We start from the raw sequence: 13,115 nt of genomic DNA on the forward strand, positions 1-13,115 counted from the left end.
GGAGCGTCCGTAGACGCTCCGGCGGCTGATACAGCTCACGTCAGATCAGTTGGCTGGCTTGATCAGCTCTTGGCCTTCGGCATCTGCGACACGAGCGAGAGCCCGATGTCCATCCCCTCGACCTGGAAGTGAGGGATCACGTACAGCTTGATGCGGAAGAATCCCGGGTTGTCCTCGATGTCCTCCACCGTCACCTTCGCCTCGCGCAGCGGGTGCGAGGCCTGAAGCTCGTCGCCCGGATCCTTCATCTCGGTCACGAGACCCTTGATCCAGTTGTTCAGTTCCAGCTCGAGCAGGCGGCGGTCCTTCGTAGTGCCGATGTTCTCGCGCTGGATCAGCTTCAGGTAGTGCGCGATGCGCGAAAGCAGGAAGATGTACGGCAGGCGCGCATTGATGCGGCTGTTGGCAGTCGCTTCCTTCGTCTCGTACAGCGCGGGCTTCTGCGCCGAGTTCGCCGAGAAGAAGCACGCGAAGTCGTGGTTCTTGTAGAACGAGAGCGGAATGAAGCCCAGGTTCGCGAACTCGAATTCGCGCGTCTCCGGAATCAGCACCTCGGTCGGAATCTTGGCCTGAACACCCGTACCCAGGTCATACAGATGCAGCGGCAGGTCGTCGACCTTGCCACCCGCCTGGGGGCCTCGAATCTGGACACACCACCCGTTGTTCACGAAGCTGCGGCTCATATTGGCCGCAAACGCGAACGAGGCGTTGACCCAGAGATACCGGTCGTGGTCCGGTCCCTTGACCGCTTCCTCATAGTTGAAGGCCCGCACCGGCACCGTGTCCCTGCCATACGGCAGGCGGCCCAGCACGCGCGGCATGACGAGCCCGACGTAGCGGGCATCGTCCGTGTCACGGAAGCTCTTCCACTTGATGTATTCGGCGCGGTCGAAGTAGTTGCCGATATCCTGGATCGCGGCCACTTCCTCCATCGACTGCTTGCCGAAGAACGCGGCGCCCACCGAGCCGATGAACGGCATGTGCGCGGCCGCCGCCACCTTCGAGATGTTGCGCAGCAGGGCGATGTCCATCGGCGAATTCGCGAACTCGAAATCGCTGATCATGGCGCTGACCGGCTGGCCACCCGGTGTGTCGTATTCCTCAATATACGTGAGGCGATAGAGGCCGCTCTGGATCAGCTCCGGCGTGTCCTCGAAGTCCCGCTGCAGCGCTTCTTTCGACACGTCGAGCACTTCGACGCGTGCGTTGCGGCGGAAATCCGTGCGCGAGACGAGCATCTTGAGGCCGCGCCAGCGTCCTTCGAGCGCCTGGAATTCCGGCGAATGCATCACCGCATCGAGCTGACGGCTGATCTGGCGGTCGAGCTGGCCGATATGGAAATCGAGCAGCGACTTGTCGAGACGGTCGACCGGCTGGCTCGATTTTGCGACGAGTTCGAGAAAGGCGCCCATGCCGCGCGCAATGCGCTCATCGGCGGAGGCTTCGGACAGCGTGTCGCTGTCGCGGAAGGCCTCCAGCGGGCGCGCTTCGGCGACGGGCTTCAGGTTGATCTTGTTGCACAGCGATTCGTACACGCTGTCATGTTCCAGCACAACGGTCTGCGTGGTGCCTTGCTGGGATTCGTTCTGGTTCATCGGGTGTCCTGTCTGGTTCTGTAACACTGCCTGGTTGCGAAACGCAGTGAATGCCTGCTTGGGTCGCGACCGTTCAGGCATGGCCTTCCGGCTGCGTGGCTGCCGTCGCCAGTTGGGCCAGCTCGCCGCGCAGCTTGTCAGTCAGACGTTTGTCCTTCAGGATCTTCTCGAACTCGCGACGGAACGTCCCGTTATCGAGCAGGTTCGATTTCAGGTCGCGCAGCAGGTTGCGCATCGCCAGTAGTGCCTGGAGTTCGGGGATCTGGCGGGCCACCTGCTCCGGCTCGAAGTCCTTCATCGAACGGAACGACAGGTTGACCGGCAGTTCCGTGCCGTCGGCGGCCAGCGTGTTTTCTGCCGCGAACTTCAGGTCTGGTGCGTAGTCGGCGAGCACCGAATCGAAGTTGTTCTTGTCGATATTGACCTTCCTGCGTTCGGCCAGCGGCGCCTGCTCGCGGCCCTCACTGAAGTCGCCCGCGACCAGCAGCTTGAGCGGCAGCTCGATCTTCTTCTGTGCGCCACCCGTGTGCAGGTCCAATGTGATTGAGACGCGCGATTTTGGGATTTCTCTCTGAAAGCTGTCCATCCGGATTCCTTCTCAAATGACGTTCGCGATTCCCGCTGAAGTTCCCCGCAGCAATGGGGTATCAACCGCGCCCGCGTGTTCATCCGTCACAGCTTCGACGAGAGAGTCATGCTGACTACGCCCCATTGTGTGGCCTCCGTTCATGCGGCCTTTTACTTCTGCGTAGTAAAACGGATTATTTTCATACCGTCAAAAGAAATCGACGACTGAATGAAAAATCTTACACACATTATCAATATAAGGATTCAGGCTACACAGGACCTGAACTTTTCCGACACATGACCTACCATCATCCGTCTCGGAACTCCACAACGAAATCTTCCTTGATTGAAGGCACTTTCCTGACCAGGATAAGACATCCATTAGCTATACTTGGCAATATTAACGAGATACGCAATTCGCATGAATTCGCAGTCGTTGACGTTATTTAACAGAATTCATCACCATGATTATTTGGGTACGGGGTATACATTCCGCCGATATCGTGTTTAAAATCCGCCGACCGAATTCAGTAAAAAAATGCGCTGGCGACCATACACATGCGAATAGACAAACCCCTGTGGCACGACGGTCTCATCCTCACGCAGCAGCATTTCCAGCAGCAGGACCGGTGGACGGAATTCGCCCTGCAGCAGTTCGCCGCCGCGGCATTTTCCGACCCGTGGGGGATACTTTCCGCCGAAACCGACGAGGAAGCGCTGGCAACGGGGCGGCTGAAGCTCACGCGCCTGAAGGGGCGCTTCCCGGACGGCACGCCGTTCGACACGACGGTGGCTGATGCCCTGCCGGGAGCGCGAGATCTGAACCAGAGCATTCCCGCCGACCGTCAGAGCGTTGTCGTGTTCGCCGCGCTTGCACTGCTCGATGCCAATGGCAACAACTGCCGCTTCGACGAGGCCACGCTCGCGCGGCCAAGGCGCTCTTACCGGGAGTTCACGAAAGTCACGGACCTGAACGGCACGCACGAGGCCGAGATTGCGGCCGAACGTCACGCCATTCGCCTGCTCTTCGATTTCGAGCCGCACGCCGATGACACCGTTTGCGCCATTGCACGACTCACGCGTGCCACCAACGGGCAGTTCCAGATCGATCACCGTTTCGTGCCGCCATGCCTCACGCTGGGCGCACACCCGCTTCATGGTGAACGGATCAATCGCATCGCCGACATTCTGCAGGCGAAGAGCCTGGCGTTGGGCTCGCGTCGCAGCGAACGCCTCGAACAGGTCGCGGAATATGGCGTTGCCGATGTGCAGCTGTTCTGGCTGCTGCACTGTATTCATGCGGCGTGGCCTCAACTGCGGCTCTATGCGTCCCACCCGGCGCGGCCGCCCGAGCAGCTTTACGTCACGCTCGCCCAGCTCGCCAGTTCGCTGATGACGTTCTCTACGGGCGCGCAGCTCACGGATATCCCCCCATACGACCATGCTCGTGCCGATGAGGTCTTCGGCAGGCTCGAGGCGACAATCCGCGGGTTGCTGGACGCCATCATTCCTTCTCGTGTTGTCTCGATCGGACTGACGCGCAGGAGTCCGACGACCTGGACGGGGCAGTTTCTTGACGAACGCATCATCGAGGGGACTGCGGACTGGTATCTGTCGGTCAACTCGGCGGCGCCGGCATTCGAACTCGTCGAGCAGTTTCCGAGGCTGTGCAAGATCGGCTCGCCGGACGATGTAGAACTCATCGTCAATTCTGCACTCCTTGGCATTCCGCTGAAGGCTGTCCCGCGTGTTCCCGGCGCCATTCCGGTGCGCCTCGACAACCAGTATTTCGCGCTGGATGCCACCAGTGAAGCGCACGCCAGAATGCTCGCTGCGCGCGCGTGTCAGATCTATCTCCCGGCGTCGATACCCGACGCCTCGCTTGAACTCTATGCGGTGCTGCGCACATGACGACTCTCGCCCTCCCGCGCAGCCTGCCTGCCGCGACGAATGTCCCGCACGAAGACGATCGCGCGGTCGGCAGTGGTATCCGTGATCTGCTGCGCGACACGGCCCTGCTCGTCACTTCGCTCGGTGAGGGCGGTACGGTGCCGGATGCAAATGCCTTTCGCGAACGCTGCCGCCAGATCATCGCCACCTTCTCGGACGCGCTCACGCGGCGCGGCTATCCTGCAGACGTGCGTCGGGAAGCCCTGGTTGCCCAGTGCGGCCTGCTGGATGAAACGGCGCTGGGCTTTCTGCCGGCTGAAAGCCGTTCGAACTGGGAACTGAAACCGCTGCAGGTCGAATGGTTCACCGTGCATGACGCCGGCGAGCAGGTGATCGACTGTATCGAGGCGCGCCTGCGTGAGACGCCGGCCAATGCCGACCTGCTCGAATGCTACGCCGCCATCCTCGGCATCGGATTCAAGGGTCGTTATGCCCGCGATGGCGAGCCCCAGCGAGCCGCATTGCTTTCAGCGCTCAATGCGCGCCTGGACAAGCTTCGTCCAGCGGCAGGGCAGCCGTTCGTCACGGACCAGGCTGGGCGCAGGCTGTCAGACTGGTTCCACCGACTTTCGCCGTGGGCCGTGGCGGGGCTGCTGTGCATCGTTGCCGCGATCGTCTGGGGTGTGGGCCGTGTGGCACTCGATACCCAGATTGCCCAGATCGTCCCCCTCGCACCCGCGCAGGGCGGTCAGCCGTGAAACCCGATCTGCCTGTGCTGGATCCCAGACCGACCCGCGCGCGGGCGACCCGTCGTCATGAGGGACCAGGCTATCCGTTCCGGCTGATGGTCGTGATGGCCTGCGTACTCGCGCTCGCGGTGATCTGGCTCGTGGCGCAGCCGGGCGCCGCCATGGCCTGGATGCTCATGGGCGCATTCGTCATCGTTTCCGTGCTGCTCGTGGTCTGGCGTACGAGCCGGCTTTCCGTGTCGCGCAGCCAGGGTGCCGATGTGCTTGCCGAACTAGGAGAAGCAACCGCCGAGATCCCGGTCGGGCTGCGCACCCGCATGCCGCTCGTGCTGGTGATGGGTGACGAGTTGCCCGCGCTGTTCAACCGCGACGGGGAGGAGCGCTTCGTCTACGTCGGCGACGGTGCGATCTGGCTGCGTATGGACCGGGCGCACGATGTCCCGCGCCTCGCCGTCGCCGTGAAGCAATGGCGCGATGGCCGGGCACCGGACGCCGTCATGCTGTCGGTCGTACCGGCCCGGTATACCGACGCCGAGGTGCTGATCCAGTCGTTGCGCCTGGCGCGCCAGGCTGTGGCCGATGCCGCCCGACGACTGGGCTCCCGGCCTCTTCCCGGATACGTCGCGGTCTATCAGCGACTCACCGCCGTCCCGGCGGACCTCTCGATCCCGCAGTGGTACGGCGTTTCATCCGCCACGCGTCTGGTCGACGCACAGCGTATCGAGGCTGTCATCCGCGCGGCAGAAGATGAAGTTGGCCGCACCGCCGAAGATAGCCGTGTATCGGCTGCGCGTGCCGCCGCTCTCTCATCGGTCGCAAGCTGGACGCAGCGTGTTGTCTTCCACGCGCTCACGGACGGACAGCAGCCCGCCCGTCCCTGGGCACTGTTCGGTGCCGGCTGGATCGACTGCGGGCCGCAAAGCGGTTCGGGCAATCCGTGGGAACGCGATGCGCGGATGTGGACCCGCGTCGATCGCGCGGCGGCCAGTGCCTCACCGAAGCCGTGGCCGCTCCCCCAGCCGCTGGTCCAGGCTGTGCCCCAGCGATTCTGGATGTCACCGCGCCTTCTTGCATTCGCTCATGCCGTGGCCTTGCTCGCGTGCGCTGGCGCCGTCGCATTCTTTTTCTCGGCCCGCCACAATCAGGCGTTGCTCACGCGCATCGGCGCGGATCTCGGCCGCTATTCGATGATCCGGCCTGACCACGATGCAGCACGCCACGAAGCGTTGAAGGCGCTCGTTGCCGATCGTGACGAACTCGAGCGTTACGCGCGCACCGGCGTGCCGTTGCCGCTTTCGTTCGGCATGTACCGTGGCGCCCGGCTGATCCCGCCACTGAACGATGCAATCGCCTCGTACCAGCCGCCGCCGCCACCGCCCGCGGTGGTGACGCTCGACAGCATGTCGCTGTTCGACAGCGGCAAGGCCCGGCTCAAGGACGGCTCGACGCGGGTCATGGTGAGCGCGCTCGAAATGATCAAGGCCCATCCCGACAAGCGGATTCTCGTCGCGGGCCACACCGACAACGTGGGCAACCCCGACAGCAACCTGAAGCTCTCGACCGCGCGCGCCGAGGCCGTGCGCGACTGGCTAGTCGACGCGTCCGGTATTCCGGCCACGCAGTTCGCGATTCAGGGCTACGGCGACACGCGCCCCATCGCGCGTAACGATACCGACGCCGGGCGTGCAAGAAACCGGCGCGTCGAAATCACGCTCGTGCCCGATGTCGCGCCGCAGACGCCGCTCACAATGGGTCAGCCCGGATAACACGTTTAGGTCCCCGAAGCGCCTGCTTCGGGATTCTGTCGCCCGGGGACCGACTCCGGGCGATTGTCGCTGCAAGAAGAAGGGAGTGGTAAATGGCAATTCCGTCATACATGTGGCTCAAGGACGATGGTGGTGCGGACATCAAAGGCTCGGTCACTGTCCAGGGCCGCGAAGGCAGCATCGAAATCACCTCGTTCGATCACAGCCTGCATATTCCGACCGACGGCAACACAGGCAAGCTGACCGGTACGCGCGTGCATGCGCCGATCACGCTGATCAAGGAAACCGACTCGTCGACGCCCTATCTTTACAAGGCCGTGACGAGCGGCCAGACGCTGAAGTCGGCCGAGATCAAGTGGTACAAGATCGACGACGCGGGCAAGGAAAAGGAATACTTCAACACGAAGCTCGAGAACGTGAAGGTCGTTGCGGTGCGTCCGAAGATGCTCGACATCAAGATCCCCGACTTCGAAAAGCACAACCACCTCGAGGAAGTCGAGCTGCGCTACGAAACGATCACCTGGTCGTACAAGGACGGCAACATCATCCACAAGGACACCTGGACCGAGCGTTCCTGATACCGGTGGTATGAAGGCCGGCCCACCCTCCCTGGCGGGTTTCTCTCCCGGATTCACCGGCCTTCCTTTCCAGTCCGCGCAAGCGAACTGTTTTTTTTACTGCAAGGGGCGGCAACATGCAGCCGGGCCGCCCCCTCCCACACGTGCGAACAGCCGACCATGACCGTGCTCAACGATCGAAACCGCCGCTCCCGTGACACGGGCCAGATCCTCCAGCGGCTCAATTCTCACTGCGCCAGTACGCTTGAAGCCGCGGCGAGCCTGTGCCAGGGACGCCTCTCGGACGAAATCACCGTCGAGCATTGGCTGCTCAAGCTCATCGAGGCCGGTGACGGAGACATTCCGGCCATCATGAGCCACTACGACCTGAACATCGACGCCCTCTGGGATGCGCTGCTCAGGGCCATCGGGCACACGCCCCGCAACCTGCGTGGCCGCCCCAGCCTCTCGCCGCAACTGGCCGCCGTTCTCGAGGATGCCTGGATGCACGCGTCGAACAGCGACACGACCGGTGATCCGGCGATCCGTTCGGGCCATGTCCTGCAGGCCATCATCGACGCACCGCACGTTCTTCGCGCGAACCATGCGTGGCAACTGCTGTCCATCAGCAGCGCACAGATCCCGCGCCTGCTTGCGCGCCTCGGGCCACGAACCTGCGAGAACCCGCAGGAAGAGCCGGAAACGCTGCCCGAACGATCCGATGCTGCAGCGGGTGCCGTTCATCACGCGCCGGACGGGAAAGCGACAGGGCAAGCAATGCAGGCGATCAAACGCAATGTGGAGGGCGACGCCCTCGCACGTTTCGCGATCGACATCACGGCGAAAGCACGCGAGGGCAAGATCGATCCCGTGTTCGGCCGCGATCGCGAGATCCAGCAAATGGTCGACGTGCTCGCGCGCCGACGCAAGAACAATCCGATTCTCGTCGGCGAGCCGGGCGTGGGCAAGACCGCGCTCGTCGAAGGTCTCGCGCTGCGCGTGGCAACGGGCGCGGTACCGAACGTGATCCGCGACGTGCGTATTCTCACGCTCGATCTCGGATTGCTGCAGGCGGGCGCCGGCGTGAAAGGCGAATTCGAGCAGCGCCTGAAGAACGTGATCGATGAGGTGCAGGCATCGAGCGTGCCGATCCTCCTGTTCATCGACGAAGCCCACACGCTGATCGGCGCTGGCAATGCCGCCGGTGGTGCCGATGCGGCCAACCTGCTCAAGCCCGCGCTCGCGCGCGGCGAGTTGCGCACGATCGCCGCGACCACCTGGGCGGAATACAAGGAATACTTCGAGCGCGATGCCACGCTCGAACGCCGCTTCCAGATGATCAAGGTCGACGAGCCCGACGATGCGGCCGCCTGCCTGATGCTGCGGGGCCTCAAGGACCGCTACGCGAAGTACCACAACGTGCACATCCGTGACGAGGCACTCGTGGCCGCGGTCAGACTTTCGCGCCGCTATATCCCGGCACGTCAGTTGCCGGACAAGGCTGTCGATCTGATCGACACGGCAGCCGCGCGCGTGCGCATGGGCCTCGAATCGCCTCCTGCGGAACTGCAGCGCGCCCGCGCTGCAGTCGCGGCGATCGAGCTGGAGCTCACCACGGTTGAAGACGACGAGCGTGCCGGTATCGCGGATGCGGAAGGCCGTCGTGCCGCGCTCGATACCGCGCTCAACGAAGCGCAGGCCCAGATGGAGACGCTGCAGCAACGATACGGACAGGAACTCGCCCTTGTGCAGGCGGTGCTCCAGCAGCGGGACACCATGACGCCTGGCGACGACACCTCACTGGCAAAGACACGTGAAGCCCTCGCGCATGCGCAGGGCAAGACGCCGCTGATCTTCGCCGATGTGGATGCGCAGCCAATCGCTCGCGTGGTGGCCGAGTGGACGGGCGTACCGGTGGGCAACCTCCACGAGGACGAACTACAGGGCTTGCTCACGCTAGAAGCTGAGCTGGCAAAACGCGTTGTCGCGCAGGACGGGGCGCTGGCCGCGCTGGCGGAAAGTCTGCGCACCGCGAAGGCAGGACTGAAGAGCGAACATGCGCCGCTCGGTGTATTCCTGCTCGCGGGACCTTCAGGCGTGGGCAAGACGGAAACCGCACTTGCGCTGGCCGACCTGCTCTTTGGCGGCGAAGCGGCGCTCACGACAATCAACATGTCGGAGTACCAGGAATCGCATACGGTATCGCAGCTCAAGGGATCGCCTCCGGGTTATGTCGGCTACGGCCGCGGTGGCGTGCTGACCGAAGCGGTACGTCAGCGCCCGTACAGCGTCGTTCTGCTCGATGAGGTGGAAAAGGCCCACCGCGACGTGCTCGACATCTTCTACCAGGTGTTCGATCGCGGCACGATGCGTGATGGCGAAGGCCGGGAAATCAATTTCCGCAACTGCGTGATCCTGATGACGTCCAATCTCGGCAGCGCCCGGATTGATGAAGTGACGACAGACAGTCCGGATATCGCGCAGGCAGCGCTGCTCGAAGCCATCCATCCCCAGCTCGTCGCACATTTCCAGGCCGCCCTGCTCGCCCGCTTCCAGACGCTGGTGTACCGGCCGCTCGATGTGGCCGCGCTCGCCGCGATCGTTCGCATGAAGCTCGCGAAGGTTGCCGAGCGCCTGCACCGCCAGCACGATATCGAGCTGGTCTGTGACGACTCGCTCATCGGCGCGTTGGCGGAACTGTGCCTGGCGCGCGAATCCGGAGCACGTAACGTCGATGCCTTCCTGAACCAGCGCATCCTGCCCACGGTTTCGCGTGAGCTTCTCGCGCGCATGGCGGACGGCGCCACGCCGGGCAAGATCGTCCTGTCCAGTTCGGCCGAAGGCAACCTGTCGATCGATTTCGTCGATCATGGCCAGCCCAAGACCGTTACATCGGCGTTACCGGTCGCCTGAGGAGAACGACGTCATGCCTGCCGGACCGTCGCTGTATGACATGCTGCTTGGCCAAATCGATGGCGAGCCGCTCGAAAATCACGATGACAGGACACTCGAAATCCTGAGTGTCCAGGCGAATATCAGGCGGATCCTGAATACGCGGGCCGGCGCACTCAAACACGTCCCCGACTACGGATTGCCGGACCTGACCAACGTCTACCGGAATCTTCCCGCCTCCGTCAATGACCTGCGCAACCAGATGGAAAGTGTGCTGCTCAAGTTCGAACCCCGTCTGCGTTCCATCGAAATCGAGATCAACGAGAATCCGGATCCCGGGTTGCTCGTGAGCTTCACAATGGTCTGCACCCTGAAAAAGGCGGGGCTGGTGAGATTCGGGACATATTTCGAGCCACCCGGACGCATGCGTCTGGAACGGCTCGCCAATCGCCAGCGCGCACCTTAACGCGCGTTATAGATCGGCGGCGAGTAGCTGCTAACCGCACCATCGCTACGCCCGCCGCTTTGCGACGAGCCGCTCGTGGCGGGGCCATAGCCGCTTGTCGGCGCCACGGCTGCGGTTTGCGCGTTCACGCGGGCCTGGGCCTTCTGCAGATCATCGGGGTAATAGAGATCGTTCACGGACGGACGATAGCCGGCCGCTTCGAGTTGCACCAGTTCGTTGCGGACCTGGGCCCGTGTAACGGGTCCGTTGTTGACTTGCGCCTGCGCGAAGGAAACAGCCGGGACAACCAGCACGGCAGCGAGCGCAACAGTCTTGACGAGCGATTTCATGACCAACCTCCAGTAACTTGATCGAATCGGCGCAGCGGCAATCTCTGCATCCGTTGCTTACAAGTCTAGGAAGGTGGGTCGCGCGAATAAACACCGCGAACGCGAATTCACTGTTTTCCCAAAGCAGACAATCATGGCCTGGCGTCATCGCTCGACTGCATAAGCTTCTATCCAGCCGGAATAAGGAACACGCGCGCCACACATCATCGCACTCTGGTGCATGATAGGGTCTCTTCCGAATCTTCGATGAGGGGGCAGCAATGGCGACGTGGCAACCCGATCCGACCTTCTACCCTTCCGCGCGCATGGCGGGCGAAGCTCCGCCGGAAACGCTGGCGTACGTGGCGAGCTTCGATCCCACGCGCAGCGTGCCCGACTCGCTCGATGTGGTCGATCTCGACCCCGGCTCGCCTGACTTCGGGCGCATCGTGCATCGGCTGCCAATGCCCAATGTGGGTGACGAACTCCATCACTTCGGCTGGAATGCCTGCAGTTCCTGCCTGTGCCCAAACGCGCCTCATGCGCATACCGAGCGGCGCTATCTCGTCGTACCCGGGCTACGCTCCTCGCGCATTCATATCGTCGACACGAAGCCCGACCCGCGCCGCCCGCATATCGCGCGCGTCCACGAACCCGAGAGTGTGGCGCAGCGCGCGGGCTATACACGACCTCATACCGTGCATTGCGGGCCGGATGGCATCTACGTGACCTCGCTCGCAAATGCGCGAGGCGAAGCGCCCGGCGGCATCTTCCTGATGGACCACGAGAGCTTCGACATACTCGGCCAATGGGAGATCGACCGCGGGCCGCAGCAGCTGGCCTACGACGGCTGGTGGCACCTTGGTTACGACACGCTCGTGACGAGCGAATGGGGCCTGCCCGCGACGTTCGAAAACGGCCTCGTGCCCGAAGTCCTGCTCGGCGGCCAGTATGGTCACCGTCTGCACTTCTGGGATCTGCACACGCGCCAGCACAAACAGGTGCTCGATTTCGGCGCGGAAAACCAGCTCGTGTTCGAGCTGCGGCCCGCGCACAATCCCACGCGGCCTTATGGTTTCGTGAATTCCGTGATCAGCCTGAAGGACCTCTCGGCCTCGATCTGGCAGTGGTATCGCGATGGCGACGCGTGGGCCGCGCGCAAGATCATCGAGATCCCCGCCGAGCCCGCCGACCCCGAGCATCTGCCGCCCATGCTCAAGGGTTTCGCAGCCGTGCCGCCGCTCGTCACCGATATCGCGCTCTCGCTCGACGATCGCTTCCTTTACGCGGCGTGCTGGGGCACGGGCGATTTGCGCCAGTACGACGTGTCCGACCCGGAGCACGCGAAGCTCACCGGTTGCGTGCGCATAGGCGGCATCGCGGCGCGCGCCGCGCATCCTTTTGCGCCGGCGCGCGCGTTGAATGGCGGTCCGCAAATGGTGGAAGTGAGCCGCGACGGCCGCCGCGTCTATTTCACCAACTCGCTCTATGGCGCGATCGACGGGCAGTTCTATCCGGAAGGCATCGACGGCTGGATGGTCAAGCTCGATGCGGCACCCGATGGCGGCCTGGCGTTCGACGAACGCTTCTTCGTCGAGTGGCCGAAGTCGCATCGGCCGCACCAGATCCGGCTCGAAGGCGGCGACTGTTCGTCTGATTCGTACTGCTATCCATAAGCCGGAGCCTGCCATGGAGGACGTGTTCGGCGCGCATTGGGGCGCGTGGGCAGCCGTCGTGGGCAGCGGCATGTTTCACGGCGTGAACCCGGCGATGGGCTGGCTGTTCGCGACCGCGCTCGGTCTGCAGCGCGGAAGCCGGGCGGCGCTGCTGCTCGCGTTGCCGCCCCTCGCGCTAGGCCATGCTGCGTCGGTTCTGCTGTTCACGAGCTCCACGGCGGCGCTGGGCGCACACTTGCCGGGCGCGGCACTGCATTGGGGGCTGGGTGCGCTGCTGATCGCCTGGGCCGCGTGGCAGCATGCATATGGGCACCGGCACCGCGTTCGCGTGGGCATGACCGTGGGCTTCGTCGGGCTCGCTGCGTGGTCTGCCTTGATGGCGACACTGCATGGCGCGGGGCTCATGCTGATGCCGGCCATGCTGCCGTTGTGCGGCGCCGTGGGGGGTGCCGCGAACCCGCTCGCGCTTTCGCTGGCGTTCACCGCACTGCATACGCTCGCCACGCTTGCCACCACTGGCGCGGTCGCCCTGCTCGCCTACGAGTATCTCGGGCTCGGCGTGCTGCGGCGCGGCTGGATCAATTTCGACTGGCTCTGGCGCGGGGCGCTCGTCGCCACCGGCACCTTGATGATCGCGACGGCATGAACC

11 protein-coding genes are annotated in these 13,115 nt (G+C 63.5%); 8 read left to right on the top strand and 3 right to left on the bottom strand.

What is annotated here, in order from left to right; all coding sequences use genetic code 11:
• Window positions 1-62 precede the first annotated feature (62 nt).
• Both tssC and tssB read right to left on the bottom strand, forming a co-directional pair.
• Window positions 63-1,595, bottom strand: a complete 1,533-nt coding sequence (tssC, locus tag VSR34_RS06360) for a type VI secretion system contractile sheath large subunit (protein ID WP_342962132.1) — start codon at window positions 1,593-1,595, stop codon at window positions 63-65.
• Between the two features lie 73 nt (window positions 1,596-1,668).
• On the bottom strand, window positions 1,669-2,181 hold the full coding sequence (gene tssB / locus VSR34_RS06365) for a type VI secretion system contractile sheath small subunit (protein WP_342962133.1): 513 nt from the start codon (window positions 2,179-2,181) through the stop codon (window positions 1,669-1,671).
• A gap of 539 nt (window positions 2,182-2,720) precedes the next feature.
• Here tssB and tssK point away from each other — a divergent pair.
• From tssK to tssE, 6 genes are all read left to right on the top strand, one after another.
• Window positions 2,721-4,073 carry a type VI secretion system baseplate subunit TssK gene (tssK, locus tag VSR34_RS06370; protein ID WP_342962134.1) on the top strand — a complete coding sequence of 451 codons (1,353 nt, stop codon included), beginning with the start codon at window positions 2,721-2,723 and terminating at the stop codon, window positions 4,071-4,073.
• Window positions 4,070-4,810 carry a DotU family type IV/VI secretion system protein gene (locus tag VSR34_RS06375; protein WP_081715903.1) on the top strand — a complete coding sequence of 247 codons (741 nt, stop codon included), beginning with the start codon at window positions 4,070-4,072 and terminating at the stop codon, window positions 4,808-4,810. The genes tssK and VSR34_RS06375 overlap by 4 nt, the downstream gene beginning before the upstream one ends.
• An 86-nt stretch (window positions 4,811-4,896) precedes the next feature.
• On the top strand, window positions 4,897-6,567 hold the full coding sequence (locus tag VSR34_RS06380; protein ID WP_202905073.1) for an OmpA family protein: 1,671 nt from the start codon (window positions 4,897-4,899) through the stop codon (window positions 6,565-6,567).
• 92 nt (window positions 6,568-6,659) lie between these two features.
• Window positions 6,660-7,145 (top strand): Hcp family type VI secretion system effector, encoded by a 486-nt coding sequence (locus tag VSR34_RS06385; protein ID WP_342962135.1) that lies wholly within the window; start codon window positions 6,660-6,662, stop codon window positions 7,143-7,145.
• 159 nt (window positions 7,146-7,304) lie between these two features.
• Window positions 7,305-10,037 (top strand): type VI secretion system ATPase TssH, encoded by a 2,733-nt coding sequence (gene tssH / locus VSR34_RS06390; protein ID WP_342962136.1) that lies wholly within the window; start codon window positions 7,305-7,307, stop codon window positions 10,035-10,037.
• A gap of 13 nt (window positions 10,038-10,050) precedes the next feature.
• Window positions 10,051-10,482 carry a type VI secretion system baseplate subunit TssE gene (tssE, locus tag VSR34_RS06395; protein ID WP_342962137.1) on the top strand — a complete coding sequence of 144 codons (432 nt, stop codon included), beginning with the start codon at window positions 10,051-10,053 and terminating at the stop codon, window positions 10,480-10,482.
• On the opposite strand, the gene VSR34_RS06400 is transcribed toward tssE, so the two are convergent.
• A complete protein-coding gene (locus VSR34_RS06400; protein WP_028230324.1) occupies window positions 10,479-10,811 on the bottom strand; it encodes a DUF4148 domain-containing protein in 333 nt (110 codons plus the stop codon). The genes tssE and VSR34_RS06400 overlap by 4 nt on opposite strands.
• A 260-nt stretch (window positions 10,812-11,071) precedes the next feature.
• Here VSR34_RS06400 and VSR34_RS06405 point away from each other — a divergent pair, with 260 nt between their 5' ends.
• Complete coding sequence (locus VSR34_RS06405; RefSeq protein ID WP_342962138.1) at window positions 11,072-12,466, top strand: selenium-binding family protein; 1,395 nt, start codon at window positions 11,072-11,074, stop codon at window positions 12,464-12,466.
• A 13-nt stretch (window positions 12,467-12,479) separates the two neighbouring features.
• Window positions 12,480-13,112: a hypothetical protein gene (locus VSR34_RS06410; RefSeq protein WP_342962139.1), complete on the top strand. Its 633-nt coding sequence runs from the start codon at window positions 12,480-12,482 to the stop codon at window positions 13,110-13,112.
• Window positions 13,113-13,115: the final 3 nt, after the last annotated feature.

The organism is Paraburkholderia sp. JHI2823, assembly GCF_038900695.1.
In the GTDB taxonomy this organism is placed as follows: Bacteria; Pseudomonadota; Gammaproteobacteria; order Burkholderiales; family Burkholderiaceae; genus Paraburkholderia; species Paraburkholderia mimosarum.